16 protein-coding genes and 1 tRNA gene are annotated in these 13,664 nt (G+C 59.5%); 6 read left to right on the top strand and 11 right to left on the bottom strand.

What is annotated here, in order from left to right; all coding sequences use genetic code 11:
- The first annotated feature begins 41 nt into the window (after positions 1 to 41).
- Together NLY42_RS24235 and NLY42_RS24240 are read left to right on the top strand one after the other, a co-directional pair.
- Entirely contained in the window at positions 42 to 1,577 is a 1,536-nt protein-coding gene (locus NLY42_RS24235; protein WP_023753610.1) for an undecaprenyl-phosphate glucose phosphotransferase, read from the top strand.
- Positions 1,574 to 2,815 (top strand): O-antigen ligase family protein, encoded by a 1,242-nt coding sequence (locus NLY42_RS24240; RefSeq protein WP_023753611.1) that lies wholly within the window; start codon positions 1,574 to 1,576, stop codon positions 2,813 to 2,815. Before NLY42_RS24235 ends, NLY42_RS24240 begins: the two co-directional genes overlap by 4 nt.
- Positions 2,816 to 2,878: 63 nt before the next feature.
- Here the strand turns inward: NLY42_RS24240 and NLY42_RS24245 are convergent, their stop codons facing one another.
- Together NLY42_RS24245 and NLY42_RS24250 are read right to left on the bottom strand one after the other, a co-directional pair.
- Positions 2,879 to 3,907, bottom strand: a complete 1,029-nt coding sequence (locus NLY42_RS24245; protein WP_156933754.1) for a glycosyltransferase family 8 protein — start codon at positions 3,905 to 3,907, stop codon at positions 2,879 to 2,881.
- Positions 3,904 to 4,869, bottom strand: a complete 966-nt coding sequence (locus tag NLY42_RS24250) for a glycosyltransferase family 8 protein (protein ID WP_245263488.1) — start codon at positions 4,867 to 4,869, stop codon at positions 3,904 to 3,906. Before NLY42_RS24250 ends, NLY42_RS24245 begins: the two co-directional genes overlap by 4 nt.
- Positions 4,870 to 5,117: 248 nt before the next feature.
- On the opposite strand from NLY42_RS24250, the gene NLY42_RS24255 reads away from it, so the two are divergent.
- Positions 5,118 to 5,194 (top strand) — tRNA-Pro (locus tag NLY42_RS24255).
- Between the two features lie 203 nt (positions 5,195 to 5,397).
- On the opposite strand, the gene NLY42_RS24260 is transcribed toward NLY42_RS24255, so the two are convergent.
- The 3 genes from NLY42_RS24260 to NLY42_RS24270 form a co-directional block, all read right to left on the bottom strand.
- The gene (locus NLY42_RS24260) at positions 5,398 to 5,679 is read right to left on the bottom strand and encodes a hypothetical protein (protein WP_023753614.1); all 282 of its coding nucleotides are present in this window, start codon (positions 5,677 to 5,679) and stop codon (positions 5,398 to 5,400) included.
- Positions 5,680 to 6,245: 566 nt separating this feature from the next.
- The gene (locus tag NLY42_RS24265) at positions 6,246 to 6,503 is read right to left on the bottom strand and encodes a hypothetical protein (protein WP_023753615.1); all 258 of its coding nucleotides are present in this window, start codon (positions 6,501 to 6,503) and stop codon (positions 6,246 to 6,248) included.
- A 20-nt stretch (positions 6,504 to 6,523) separates the two neighbouring features.
- Complete coding sequence (locus NLY42_RS24270) at positions 6,524 to 6,763, bottom strand: hypothetical protein (protein ID WP_245263479.1); 240 nt, start codon at positions 6,761 to 6,763, stop codon at positions 6,524 to 6,526.
- A 221-nt stretch (positions 6,764 to 6,984) separates the two neighbouring features.
- Here NLY42_RS24270 and NLY42_RS24275 point away from each other — a divergent pair, with 221 nt between their 5' ends.
- Entirely contained in the window at positions 6,985 to 7,287 is a 303-nt protein-coding gene (locus NLY42_RS24275) for a hypothetical protein (protein WP_023753617.1), read from the top strand.
- 358 nt (positions 7,288 to 7,645) lie between these two features.
- On the top strand, positions 7,646 to 7,921 hold the full coding sequence (locus tag NLY42_RS24280; RefSeq protein WP_023753618.1) for a hypothetical protein: 276 nt from the start codon (positions 7,646 to 7,648) through the stop codon (positions 7,919 to 7,921).
- 150 nt (positions 7,922 to 8,071) lie between these two features.
- Here the strand turns inward: NLY42_RS24280 and NLY42_RS24285 are convergent, their stop codons facing one another.
- Complete coding sequence (locus NLY42_RS24285; RefSeq protein ID WP_023753619.1) at positions 8,072 to 11,080, bottom strand: phage tail length tape measure family protein; 3,009 nt, start codon at positions 11,078 to 11,080, stop codon at positions 8,072 to 8,074.
- Positions 11,080 to 11,487, bottom strand: a complete 408-nt coding sequence (locus NLY42_RS24290) for a hypothetical protein (RefSeq protein WP_023753620.1) — start codon at positions 11,485 to 11,487, stop codon at positions 11,080 to 11,082. The genes NLY42_RS24285 and NLY42_RS24290 overlap by 1 nt, the downstream gene beginning before the upstream one ends.
- Positions 11,488 to 11,576: 89 nt before the next feature.
- Here NLY42_RS24290 and NLY42_RS24295 point away from each other — a divergent pair, with 89 nt between their 5' ends.
- Positions 11,577 to 11,831 (top strand): hypothetical protein, encoded by a 255-nt coding sequence (locus NLY42_RS24295; protein WP_023756391.1) that lies wholly within the window; start codon positions 11,577 to 11,579, stop codon positions 11,829 to 11,831.
- A gap of 367 nt (positions 11,832 to 12,198) precedes the next feature.
- Here NLY42_RS24295 and NLY42_RS24300 read toward each other — a convergent pair whose 3' ends face one another.
- The 4 genes from NLY42_RS24300 to NLY42_RS24315 form a co-directional block, all read right to left on the bottom strand.
- On the bottom strand, positions 12,199 to 12,624 hold the full coding sequence (locus NLY42_RS24300; protein ID WP_023753622.1) for a hypothetical protein: 426 nt from the start codon (positions 12,622 to 12,624) through the stop codon (positions 12,199 to 12,201).
- On the bottom strand, positions 12,624 to 12,848 hold the full coding sequence (locus NLY42_RS24305; protein WP_023753623.1) for a cold-shock protein: 225 nt from the start codon (positions 12,846 to 12,848) through the stop codon (positions 12,624 to 12,626). The genes NLY42_RS24300 and NLY42_RS24305 overlap by 1 nt, the downstream gene beginning before the upstream one ends.
- Before the next feature lie 99 nt (positions 12,849 to 12,947).
- Positions 12,948 to 13,484 carry an HK97 family phage prohead protease gene (locus NLY42_RS24310; RefSeq protein ID WP_023753624.1) on the bottom strand — a complete coding sequence of 179 codons (537 nt, stop codon included), beginning with the start codon at positions 13,482 to 13,484 and terminating at the stop codon, positions 12,948 to 12,950.
- Positions 13,481 to 13,663, bottom strand: coding sequence for a hypothetical protein (locus NLY42_RS24315; RefSeq protein ID WP_023753625.1), 183 nt, complete (start codon positions 13,661 to 13,663; stop codon positions 13,481 to 13,483). Before NLY42_RS24315 ends, NLY42_RS24310 begins: the two co-directional genes overlap by 4 nt.
- Position 13,664: the final 1 nt, after the last annotated feature.

Genomic DNA, 13,664 nt, shown 5'->3' on the forward strand with positions numbered 1-13,664 from the left:
TCTTTCTGCTATCGTCATCGCGGAAGCTTGTGGGAAACCCGATGAACGAGACCGACCCCACGCGCCGCTTTTCGGCCGATGCGGTGCGCAAATTCGACAGTCCTGCCGAGAGCCCCACGCCCAGCGGCATGAACAGTGTTGCCCGCCAGGTCGCCTCGCAATACCGTCGCGATACGATGTCGCCCGTCATGGTCAGCGGCGTATTGCGCATAGGCGAATTCGGCTTGCTGTTCCTGTCGGGGCTCGCGCTCTACTTCCACTTTGTCGGCTTCTTCAACTATCTCGCCTGGCAATATCCGCTGACCATTGCCGCGGCGTCATTCGTGGCCGTGGTGCTGCTCGACGTCAGCGATTGCTACCAGATCTCCGCCTTGATGCGACCGATCGCCAATCTCGGCCGCGTGCTGATGGTCTGGGCCGGCACCTTCGCGCTGATGGCGCTGACGGCCTTCATCATGAAAATGTCGGAGGATTATTCGCGTCTGCTGTTCGGCACCTGGTTTGTCGTCGGCCTGCTTCTGCTGTTCGGCCTCAGGCTGGTGATGTCGAAGCTGATCCGGCGCTGGGCGCGCAACGGCCGCATGGAACGCCGCGCCGTCATCGTCGGCGGCGGCAAGGCGGCCGAGATGCTGATCCGCTCGGTCGAGAAGCAGCCAGACAACGACATCCGCATCTGCGGCATCTTCGATGACCGCGGCGACAAGCGCTCGCCGCCGATCGTGGCCGGCTATCCCAAGCTCGGCACCATTTCGGAGCTGATGGAATTCGCTCGCATCGCGCGCATCGACATGCTGATCGTGTCGCTGCCGCTGACTGCCGAAACGCGCGTGCTGCAGCTGCTGAAGAAGCTGTGGGTGCTGCCGGTCGACATCCGGCTCTCGGCGCATTCGAACGCTTTGCAGTTTCGCCCGCGCGCCTATTCCTACATCGGCTCGGTGCCGATGCTCGATATCTTCGACAGGCCGATCAACGACTGGGATTCGGTCGCCAAGCGCGCCTTCGACATCGTCTTCTCGCTGATCGGCATCATCCTGTTTTCACCGGTGATGCTGGCGACGGCCATCGCCATCAAGCTCGACAGCAAGGGTCCGGTGCTGTTCAAGCAGAAGCGGCACGGCTTCAACAACGAGATCGTCGAAGTCTACAAATTCCGCTCCATGTACACCGACCGCTCGGACCCGACCGCCAAGCAGACGGTGACCAAGAACGATCCGCGCGTCACCCGCGTCGGCCGCTTCATCCGCAAGAGCTCGATCGACGAGCTGCCGCAGTTCTTCAACTCGCTGTTCGGCACGCTGTCACTGGTCGGTCCGCGCCCGCATGCGATTGCCGCGCAGTCGCACAACCTTCTCTACAATGAGGTGGTCGACGGCTATTTCGCCCGCCACAAGGTCAAGCCCGGCGTCACCGGCTGGGCGCAGATCAATGGCTGGCGCGGCGAGATGGACACCAATGAGAAGATCCGCATGCGCACGGAATACGACCTCTATTACATCGAGAACTGGTCGATGCTGTTCGATCTGCGCATCCTGCTCATGACGCCGCTGCGGCTGCTCAACACGGAAAACGCCTATTGAGCGCGATTTCCCATGATGTGCCGCAGGCTGCGGTCAATGCCAAGCTGATCGCGCTGATATCCTCGGGCGCGGTGTTTCTCGGCGTCTTCCTGTCAGGCTTCGTCATCGACGAACCGGCGCCCTACGATCTTTTCATGCTCGGGCTGATCGGGGTGTGGGTGCTGTTTGGCCTGCGCATATCGCGCGCCGCCGTGCCGCTGCTCGTGCTGCTGATCACGATGAACATCGGCGGCATGATTGCCATGACGCAGATGGCCGATCTCGCCAACACACCGCTCTATCTCGCCGTCTCGCTGTTTCTCGCGTTCACCGCGGTGTTCTTCTCGTCGGTGACGGCGGTGCAGCCCGGCCTCTACCGGCTGATCTTCATCGCCTATGTCGTCTCCGCGGTGGTGACCTCGCTGCTCGGCATTGCCGGCTATTTCCACGCTTTCCCGGGCGCTGAAATCTTCACCAGATACGACCGCGCCCAGGGCGCCTTCCAGGATCCGAACGTGTTCGGACCATTCCTGGTGCTGCCCGGCATCTATCTGCTCTATCTCCTGTTGACCGGCTCGATCGCGCGCATGCCGCTTCTGGCGGTGCCGCTGCTGATCATCACCGCCGGCATTTTCTTCTCCTTCTCGCGCGGCGCCTGGGGCATGTTCGCCGTCTCGGCCATCCTGCTCACCGGCGCCCTGTTCCTGCAAAGCAACAGCGGCAAGTTCCGGCTGCGCGTCATCATCATGAGCATTGCCGCCGTCACCCTGCTGGTGGTCGCCATGATCGTCATCCTGCAGCTGCCCGGCGTCGGCGAGATGTTTTCCAGCCGCGCCCAGCTGGAACAGAGCTACGACACGGCGCGCCTTGGCCGCTTTGCCCGCTACACGATCGGCTTCGAGATGGCGCTCGAATATCCGCTCGGCATCGGCCCGCTGGTATTCGGCACCATTTTCGGCGAAGACACGCACGACATCTGGTTGAAGACGCTGATGGATTATGGCTGGCTCGGCTTCGTCTCGTTCCTGTCGCTGACGCTGTGGACGATCGCCGCCGGCTTCCGCATTCTTTTGCGCGACCGGCCGTGGCAGCCCTATCTGCTCTGCGCCTACGTCGCTTTCATCGGCAATATCGGGCTCGGCACATTCATCGATATCGACCACTGGCGCCATGTCTACCTGCTGCTCGGCCTGATCTGGGGCGCGATCGCGCTGGAATACAGGCATCAGCGCGGGTTGCGGGCGGTGGCGGCAAGCTAGACCGACGGGAACGCCGCCGAGTTCGGATGACCCCGCCCTGCTGACGGATTGTCGGGATTTCCTCTATCTCGCGATGCCGGCAACCCGCTCGGGGTATTGCACTGCCAGCATCGATTTGTCGGCGTGATCGGCGAAGATAGCGCTGACCTTTTCGGCGTCGAACCGCGCCCGTCGCTTGCGCTTCTCGTCGTTCAACAAGATGCCGCTGATGGCATCGAACTTGCGGCCGAGGTTCTTCAATAGGCCTCTCTTGATCGGCCAACTGCGGCTGAAGCGGCCCCTCCAGGGCGTGCCTTGGGCCAGATCGCGATATATGGCCATGGCCTCGACCTCGACACCGATCGGCGGACGGTCCCAAGGCTTTCCCCATGCGAAGTGGCGGGCATAGCACCTGCTGAAAGGGATCTGGCTGGTGTAATTGGTCATCACGTTCCAGAACGGGTGCATTGTCTGCCACCGGCCCTCGAAGGCCACGTTTAATGGGCCTTGGTCCATTCCGTAGACATGCTCTGACGCCAACTCCCGCGTACGCTCCAGCAGTCCCTCACGCCTGACCAGCGGCATGTTGAACACCAGCACACCCGAATTGAATTTCGGCGCCCCAGGCTGCACCGGCAGATGTTTCCTGAACTTCGCGTCGAAGTAGGTTTGCTCGTCGTGTGCGGCCAGCAATGGAGCTTTGAGCGGGGTGTTGCAGAGGTCTGCTATCGATCGGTTGAAAAGCACGTCGGCGTCGGAATAGACGATGCGGTCGTACGACTCGAATTCAGGCAATCTGTCCGCAAACAGCCTGATGTAGGCCGCAAGCGAAGGATGCGTCGCCCGGTTGTAGTTCGTCGCGTCCATGAATTCCGTTACGTCGATGACGCCGATCTTCCCACCGAGCAAACGCTCGCCGGCAGAGCGGTCTTCGGCGGAGATCATGCCAGTGTGCAGGATAAAGCCGTCGACCGGTGCCGAAACATCCAGGACGCGGCGAGCCGCCAGACAGGCAAAGGGGAAGAATTTTTGGTCGGCAGCAAAAAAGAAACATGATCTCTGTTGCATGCTACAATGCCCGCCCGTTGACTGTGGCCCGTCGTAGCGGCTCAAGCGAACCCTCCCAGTACTTCTGGGAAACTGACGGCCAGGGCCCCGGAATCAGCTTGCTCCGCATAGATCTTGTGGGTCTTGCGGCCATCATAGTAAGCCCGCCGTTTCTTTCTCTTATCGTTGAGCAGAAGCCCCCGAGCGGCATCGATCCGGCGCCCCAGCCTCTTCAGCACGCCTCGCTCGAATGGAATGCGTTGCCGAAAGCGTTGAAGCCAAGGCGTGTCCTTCGCAAGGTCGCGATAGACCGCCAAGGCGTCGAGCTCTACGCCGACCTGGCCTCCCCATGGCTTGCTGCCTGAAAAATGCCGGGCGTATGCCTGAGAGAATCGATACTCTTTCGTGTAGTTGGACATCAAATTCCAGTTCGGATGCATCGTCTGCCACTTGCCTTCGAAAGCGATGTTTAGCGCGTTCTGGTCGTTCAGCTTTTTCTCGATGGCGACTTGACGGGTATGCTCCAAAAGCGATTGCGCACGCACAGATATCATGTCAAACAGCAGCACGCCCGAATTGAAGTACGGAGCTCCCGGCTGCATCGAGAGCTTCTGCCGATAGGTCGGCAGGAAATACATATAATCATCATGGGCCGCCAGCAGCGGGGCCTGAAGCTTCTGGCCTGTCAGGTCGCCAATGTCTCGGTTGAACAACACGTCGCAGTCCGTGTACGCGATACGATCATAAGCTTCGAATTCAGGTATCTGGTCCGCAAACAGTCGAATGAACGCGGCAATGCCGCTGTCGCGAAATCCGGATCTCACCTTCTCCATGAACGACGAAACGTCGACCAGTTCGACTTGACCCTTGAGCAGGCGCCGCGCCACCCGCATGTCATCGTCGCCTGCGTCAACGTGAAGAATGAAGCCTGGCGTCGTCGCCGCCGAGACGTCCAATATTCTGCGCGCTGTCAAGCATGCATACGGAAAATAGCCCCCGTCAGCCGCAAGAAAAAAGCAGGAGTTCACGTCCAATCCTTCTCGTCGCTCGAGCGCGAGCCATATCCCCTTGGTGTTTCATCGACAAGTTGGATGTTGGTGCTCACTATTGAACGTTTGCCTGGATATTTGGGTGCGTCCCACTTTCTCAGCTATCCGCAGAGCCGCCGCGATTCCGCACGCTGTCGCCAAGCGAGGTGATATTCGTTCGGCTCGTTCACATGCACCGTTTTAGCCCTTGCACCACAACTCTCGAAAATATAAGGCTTTGCGCGGTCCGGAGTGTAGCGCAGCCCGGTAGCGCACTTGACTGGGGGTCAAGGGGTCGTCGGTTCGAATCCGGCCACTCCGACCAATAAAAACAATTACTTAGCTGCTTCCCCCAGAGGTGGCTATAAAGTTTCTAGCCAGATTGTAGCCAGCTACGATGAAAAAGCCCCATCGCTACCGGGCTGACTGATTCCGTTGTACATCACTCTCCGTGGAACCCTACCGACCGCGAATATGTTGAAGAAAAACCCCGCCGAAGCGGGGTTCTGTCGTCACGCGGCGTGTTGGCTAGACGACCAGCCTGCAAGCCATTTCTGGCGTGAGCAAACAGTCGCTCCAGTCGGGATGATCGTCGGCCATCGCGACCAAACTATCCGCCAGGATCATCCTGTCCCTGCACGGATCCACGTCCATGAACGAGCGCACGCCGTAAATCTCTCGGCCCTTGCTCGTTCTAACCCGCCCCATAACTAGCGACGGTAAGCTTTGGTCTTTGTGTGTGATCCAGTCGCCCAGCCTGAAGCGCCAGGAGACGACAGGCTGTTCGGCGGCAATAGCAATAGCGTTCATTTCAGTTCTCCAGTTGGGCCTCTCCAGGCCGCGCCGGATGGCCCGGCAGCCGGGGGAGAGAGGCGACTGGAGATCGCTGGCAAGCTTTTAGGCGCTTAGCCTTGGACATGGCTTGCCACCCCGGCCAAGAGGATCTTGGTCCGCCGCTGCTTCGACCTTTTTTGCAGATAACCCCTTACCCTTGCCGCAAAGCATGGCCGAGAATCGATGGGTACGCAAGTATCTTTAAGCTTTTATTTTTCAGTCCTAAAGTCGACAAGGCGGTTTCGCCTAGTAACAAGGCGAAAGCGCCTTAACTGTCAATACATGTTATGCGAAAGCGCCTAATAGTTACTTGGAGAATCCATATGGACTCCAGCGTTGTTGTGTGGAAACCGTGAGTGTCTGAGCGAGGGAGGATGCCACCATGAAGCACGACCATATCTTCGATGAACTTGCCCAAGCCTCAGGGCGCCCCGCCAGGACGTGTGGCGACCCGTCCGCGCTTTTGCCTTCGATGTGGCAGGCAAGCTGTTCCTGGGCCTTGCTCTTGGCGTAGGCGTTGGCATTGGAATGGCGCTGGCCGGTTAGCTGCCCTTGGCCTTTCCGTAAGCGTTCGGGCTGGTGTCGGGCGTATAGATCATGCCGACGTCGTTCCCGTTGCATTTCTTGCAGCGAAGCTTGGGGCGAATATCCCATTCCATGGCCGGCGCGTCAGGGCCGAAGCGGTCGCGAAGCTTCGCAAGGTCGAGCACCTGCTTATGATGGCATGCTGGTGTGTGGCAGTACGCCGTCACGGTCATCTTGTCGTCTATCAGCGATTGAAAGGTCCAGCCTTTTGCCATCTGGTCCCTACAGGCAGCGCTCACTCGTCGCTGGCCGGAGTCAATTCTAGCTCGGCCGGGGATAGGCCTTGTCGCAACTGGCTCAGCCGAAATTCGTCGACCCAATAGGCCTCGCCATCGACCAGCACACGAGCGCTATAGCTACCGCCTGAATAGCTCTGCCCGGTTATGTAGACCTTGTGGCGATCAAGGGCCTTGCGCACCGCAGCGCGCTTGGAATTCTGGCTAGAAGCGGGATTGGCCACGGACTCATTACTCATCCAAAACATGGCCCGCGCCCATTGGCAGTGCGGGCGCGGGTCGACCAAGCTTTGGAGCCTTGGCCAGCAGCCGGGAAGTGAGGCCGACCTGGCTGCCGTACGTGAAACTGGCCGGGGGGAAGCGAAGTTCCGAGTGGAAACAAAAAACCCCGCCGGTTGGCGGATTGTGCTGAAACATTAGCACCTCTTGACGGTGCTGCCGCCCGCTCCAGAATCCTCTTATGGCTCGGGGTATCAAGGTAGGCGACGAGGTCGCCGTCACGGCGGTGGTCCGCGGTCGGGTGACACCCGATCGCATAAGCGTGACGATTCCCTCCTACGCCCACCCGCATTCCGTTGTCGATTCGACATCGAAGGCCGTGATCGGCCAGCATATGGAATTGGTCGGCCCGGTCACCCGCGTCGACGGCGACAAGGTGACCGTCAGCCTTCGGCCGTTGGTGACAGTGGACGCCGAGCACGTGCGATTGGTGGAAGGTCATGTAGCGCCGAAGCGGAAGGCGCGGCTTGTTGATAAGGCTTAGCTTACGGCATACCCAGAACGAAAAAGGAACGTTGACTCTTGGCGGTTGATGCGATTCGCAGTAGAGTGTGCGACGGGTTGACGCAAGATTCGACACCAGATTGTTTAAACAGGCTGTTGACGGTTGGGGATAACGAGTGTATTTTAAGTGAAACGCGCAAACGGACCGTTATTATAGCTGGACAGCAGCTAAAATTTGATGCAAAAAAGGGCAGCACCCGATTCCGAGTGCTGCCCTGTTTAGTTTGCGATCGCGGAAGCCTTGCGCCGTGAAGCACGCGAAAACCGCGATTGCTCGTACTAGCAGCCGAGTAGATAGCGCCCGGGCCTCCTCATAGCAAGGCTAAGGAGCAAGAGCAGTGCATTATCTAGTTGCCTACGACCTCAACAGAGAGGTCATTCGTCCGAAGATTGTCGATGAGGTCAGAAAGACGCCGTGGGCGAGGCTTTCTGAATCTTCGTACGTGATCGAAACGAACGAGAGTGTCGATCAGGTCCACGCCCGCTTTCGACAGTATCTCGACGCCAACGACGACTTTTTCGTTTTGACGGTCTCGCGCCCGTACACGGGCTACGGTCCTAAGGCTGTGATCGCCTATCTGGATACAAAGCTGTCGCAGTCTCGGGCAGCTTAAACAAAACGAAGGCCCGCCAAGTCGATCTGGCGGGCCTTCACGACGCGGCGCCAGGGCAAGCCCTGATAACCTAGAGATGCCACGCCAGCGCCAACACGACGCCAGCGGAGAGCAGGAAGGCCGCCTTGACCCGCTCGCGGCCGGTGCCATTTAAAGATTCCCAAGCTCATCACGCACGACACGACGGAGGCGGTCTGCGATCTCCATCTGCGATTGCTTCGACGTCTGCTGGCTGCCGGCAGGCATGTGGATATGGATGCCGCCCATATGCACAGTCTTCCCACCACTGCCCTTCATCGCGTCCCCCACTGCGGCACGCTGTTCCGGACGGAAGAAGGCCACCGCCTCGTCAGGCCGCTTCCATGCCTCCACCTTCTGCGTATCGCCAGGATGGATGGCGCCGCCCGTGGCGAAGCCGGGCCTCAGTCTGGTGTTTGCCCCCGGTCCAGTGAAGCCACCGCTGAAAGTGTTGGCGCCGCTGATGAAGTCGCTATCAGCGGAGATATTGATGCCGCCTCCGTAGGAACCGGTCTGCGGCCCTGTCCTTGCGAGTTGTGCAAGGAAGTCCTGACGCCATGTCCGGCTGCCGCCACCACCGATCATGTCGTAGCCCATGTCGATGTTGCTGGGCGAACCGGCTAAGCCCTGGCCAATAGCGCCTAGCATCGATTTGTTGCCGTTGAGCAGGTAGTCGGCAAGCGGGTCGAAGTTCGGCCCGCTCGGTCCTCGCCCCGCGTTGTTGCGGAAGTAGTAGGGTGAGTTCGGATCGCTGGAACTGAAGTGGGTGCTACCCGAACCGCCCGAAGAGCCACCACCGGAATAGCCGGAAGACGAACCACCCCCGCTCGAACCAGACGATCTGCCGATCGCCGATTGAATGGCGCGCAACACAGACAACGATGTCAGGCCATCCTTCTCCAACGTCTCGAGGTAGCCGACCGAGCGCTTGATTTCCTCGACTGTCTGAAACGTGTTTTCTTCGATCGATTTCAGCCTGTCGGCGCCGCCGGAAAGAACGCCTGCCGTCGCAGATGCCGTCGAGACGTTGCCAGCGCCGGCCATGGTTACGATCTCTGGGCCTTTTTCACCGACGAGATACGTGCCGCCAGCAGAGACGGGACCGCCTGCGGCACGGGCCTGATAGTCGTAGGTGTTGGTCTGCGGCAAGTCCTTTTCAGACATCCCGGAGGGGATGTAGTAAATCGGCTTGCCTGCGTTCAGGCCTGTGGTCGATATTTCGCCGCTTGGGCCACCAGCATCGCCACTCGCGCTGCCAAACGGATTAGGATCCATTCCGCCAATCTTGGCCACCGGTCTTTGCGCGTGCCCGCCAGGACCAGTGTAACCGCGCTGGACGCCGACCGATCCACCGCCCACCACGGAATAGACCGTGGTGATGTTGATCGTCTTGTCGTGCAATTGCTGGATCGCACGCTCGAGCAACTTCACGCTGGCGGTAGTGCCGTCGACCTGCATCTGTGCTGCGACGAACGCGTCTACGAAGGCGTTGACCTTGTCGACCGGCAACCCACCTTGGATGAGCGCATTGCGCACCATCTCGATGCCATCGGCTACCAATTGCGCACTGGCTCCGCCTCTACGCATCGATGAGAACAGTCTATCGATCGTATTGGTGGCCGAACCGAGCGCCGCTTGTGCGCCCTTGATGCTGGAGATGTTCCCGAAGAAGTCGCCTATCGAATTGGCACCGGCCGCACTGGCAATGGCCTGCTGCGCGGCGACCAACTCAGCCTTTGTCTTGCGCAGTTCGCCGTTATAGGTAACGAGCGTTTTCAACTGCTCCTGGCCTGCGGCTGCTGCTGTATTCGCCATTGTCTGGAGTGAGCGCACATTCGTGTCGATGCCCGACATCGAGCCGCTGCTGAGTTCACTCATGAGCCTGGACAAAGCCGGAGTGCTTCCGGAGGCGGACGTGCCGACGCTCTTCAAGCCCTTCGAGACATCGAAAAGCGTTGCCCCGGCGTCTTTGGCGGAGTCCGTGATAGCCTTGATGCCGCTCTCGGAATTTACAACTGACGCTGCTTTGGCAGCGGCATTGGCCGTGGCCTGCAATCCTTCGGCAAAATCGTGGGCATTCTTGGAAAGCGCCGGGTCGATCTGCAGCCTGCCGAGTTCGCTTTGAAGCCCAGCAGCGTCTAACGTGCCTGCTTTGATCTCCCTGGCCAGATCGGTGAAGGCGTCCACTCCGGCCTTGCCGATGCGCGCGAAGTCGCCGTCGCCCGTGTTAAGCAGTGCCATCTGCCTGCGAGCATCATCCATATTGCTGGCGAGCGTCTTCTTCGCATCTTCCAATTTGTTTTTGGCGTTTGCGGCAAGGACTGTTTGCGGCAGTTGGTTCGCCTGCTCCTCGTAACGTTTCGCCGCGGCAGCAGCCTCCGGATAGGCGCCAGCGATCTCGTCAATAAGTTGCTTGTGGCCCTTCAGGATCTCATCAACCGACTTGATGTCCTCGCGGGTGGCGGCGACATAGGCTGCAACGCCGGCAGCGGCCGCAACCAAGCCCACTGCTATGCCTTCTGGCGTCGCAAGAAAGCCGAGGAGCGCTTTCCCTGCCGACCTAGCGGCGGTGCCGATGCCCTCCAGAGAGCCGCGAAGACCGCGTGGCCCGGTTTCCAGCGCGTCGTATATCTGGCCGGCCTGCGATGCGAAAATCTGCATCGGGTTGGCGCCGAGCGCAAACATCGTGATGACGTCGTTGCCCTGCCGAGACAGGTTAAGCATCTGGTTCGAAGTCAGGCGAGCAGCGGTGCCGACCGTGCCGATGGCGGAGGCAGCGCCGAGGTGTTTGGCGCGCGCCAGGTCCATGACCCGATTGATTTCCGCCTGGTCGACGCCAAGCTTTCTGGCAGCCGCATCGGCGGTAAGAAGTGCGCTCTCCATCCGCTGCGTCGAAGCAAAGACAGGATCGACGCTGGCTTTGAAGCGGTCCCACGCGCGCGCTGTAGAGGCGATCGAACCGGCCGACGCGGTCATTACGGTGGTCTGTTTTTCCATCGCGACCGTGGCGGCGTTGGCTTGGTCGATGGTGCGATCAGCGGCGGCTTGAGCTGCTTTATGCGCACGGACATAGGCCGCCGAACCGGCTTCGGCGCCGCGCGCGTCAATTGTTAATTCTACAACGACGGTTTCATTGGCCATCAGTGTTTCGCTTCCTTGGGCTCGGCCGGGCGGAAAATCTCAGTTGACCATTTGACTTGCATTACCGGTGGCAACTTGAACTCGTCTGGGTCTGGGTCGGCAGCCATCCGCGATAGCAATTCGCGCGCTTCGCGCTTTTTGCCGTCTTTGAACAGCGCGCTGGCCTTTCGGATATTGGCCTTCATGAGCCTGACCATTTTGTCCTGTGACCCAACAGCGGCGGCAGCTGCGTTCATGCCATTTGCAGCGTAGCCGAAGGCTTCGTGCATACGCTCGAGTTCATCGGCCAGGTCGAGCGCGTGCGCGCCGATGGCGGCCTTCGTCATGGATTTGTGCGCGTCGGCAAGCCTTTGGCGTGCGGACGCATGGCTGTGCGGTCGCGCCGAGGCGCGTTCTAAGTCGGTCATGTTGGATGTTCCTTGAAAGAAGGTGCGCGAGGGCGTTGACCTAGACGGCAATAGGTCCACTATCCCCACACGCTTAGGGGGAGGCGAAAATGAGTTTCGTTCATGACAGACGTGAGGTGCGCCGCTTTAAGGCAAGCGACGACGAAGGTAATATTTACAGAGTGATTGAGTACACCATTGCCATCACGCCATCTGGCGAGGCTCGGCGTGATGCCTTGTCGAATTCGTCACAGCATAGGACAGAGTTCTATCTGGAAGATCGAACTCGCATCTTTGCTCATGAGACCGAAGCCAAGGCGTACAAGATCGACATCAGTCACAAAATCATTCGGCAGGTCTCTTAGCGAAAACAAGGTTGGGTACACTTCAAGGCCGTCTCTGTTCACGGAGCAGACAACAGCCAGCAAACAGTCCTCCGTGTCGGAAAATATGAAATACCGCCATTGGTCCCTCGGCAATGGCGTGCAGCCATCCGCGTCGGGCGGGCTGTGATCGGTCATTTCTTTCCCCGCTTTTTTGATTTATGAACGCTCAAAAACTGTATTTGTTACGGTATTACTCAGTTGCATCCCGAAGCGGTTGTAGGGGTACCGCTGCGCATCATCGATGACCCCCATGCATGGCATGCCGGTCCTCGCCCCTAACCGAGGGTGGGGGCTTGGACCGCTTCGGGGCTTACCTTTGCTATTTCGGTATAAAAAAACATTCTCCTCATGCGGCCTCGAGGTAGCCCATCAGATCCCAGACGTCCCTGGTCTCAGTCGCCATCACCACCGCAGCGGCATATCGCTTGGCAATCTTCAGCGTCTCCGGAGAGTTGATCGTCACGCCATCGCCAGCAACGAATGTGACTTGACCTGTGCCGCCCTGCAGCACGGTGCGCGAGGTGCCTGGTGGGAACGGGACTGCTGAGTAAGGCGGCACGACGATCGACACTGCGCTTGCGCTTGTGGTTCGCACCCAGCGCTCGCGCGGTGACAGCGTGAAGCTTGTGCCGGCGAAGAATTCGACCTGTTCGGGCATGTCGATGGTGGCGCCGGACTCGGCTCGAACGATGCCGCCATTGCGTACGATGATGGATCCGCCAGACTCGACTATCAGTCGGTCACCGTTGCCTTCGAAGCGTACCTTTTCCATTAGTTCATGACCTCGACATTGATCGCGCGGGGCTTGCCGGTGTGTCGGTCGACTTGGCTATCGTATGAAACGCGCTGGCCAACCCGCAGGCAGTCCAGGCCACCGGGTAGTGACGTCACATGCGCGAACAGATCAGCGCCGCCATCATGGGGCGCGATGAAGCCATATGCCGAGCCGGGGATCCAGGTGACGACTGTGCCGTGCTGTCGGTCTTGATTAGGCATCTTGTATCCTTGTTGCGAAGAGAAAGGCCGGCGGTTGAGCCCCTCATGAACCCGCCGCCGGCCTTGGGTTTGCCCGTCTCTTGGCTTCCCAAACTATGTTTATGACCGGCTGAGCTGCGCGAGCTTGCGTCGTGCTGCATCGAGGCGTGGCGTCTGGCTGGCCGAGCGTCCCGTGATCAAAGCGCTCGAGTTGGCAGGCACACTAACGAAGCTGAACTCAAGCATCTCGCTGCTGGTGAAGCGCTGGCCGCCGTACGGCTTGGCGGGGTTGAGCGGAACGCTTTTGAGCGGCACGAAGCCGATGCTCGTTGAATTGATGACGCCAGCCTTGATCAGGCCGTAGACCTCGTCCGACTTGGCGCTAATCCCTTCGGCCGGGAACTCGACCAAGGCGACGAGCTTGCCGCCTTCAAGGCCGATGCTGAGTGCTTTCGCGATAGGGTGATCGGCATCGTGTTGCCAAAGCACCGTCGGTGATCGGCGGAAGGCGTCGAGCTTAATCCCGGCCTGGTCGATGATATCGCCCATACGATCCACCTCGCCGGTGGATACGATTGCCCGAACCTGGCGCAGACCAATTCCGGCACCAGAGAACTTCAGGACTGTAGGCGCAAAGGAGCGTTTGATCTCAGTCATTCGAAACCCTTCACGAGCGCCTGCAGGGATGTTGCCAGGTCTGACGCCGCCTCCTTAGTGAGATTGGCCGAAAGCTGTTCGCCGAGACGTGTCTTCAGGATTAGGCGCACGAGATCATGATGGCGCTCGGCCGAGATGCCGAACGGCGGGTTGATCATTTCAATATCGAGTTCGCGCATC

It is taken from the genome of Mesorhizobium sp. C372A, from assembly GCF_030323245.1.
GTDB lineage: Bacteria > Pseudomonadota > Alphaproteobacteria > Rhizobiales > Rhizobiaceae > Mesorhizobium.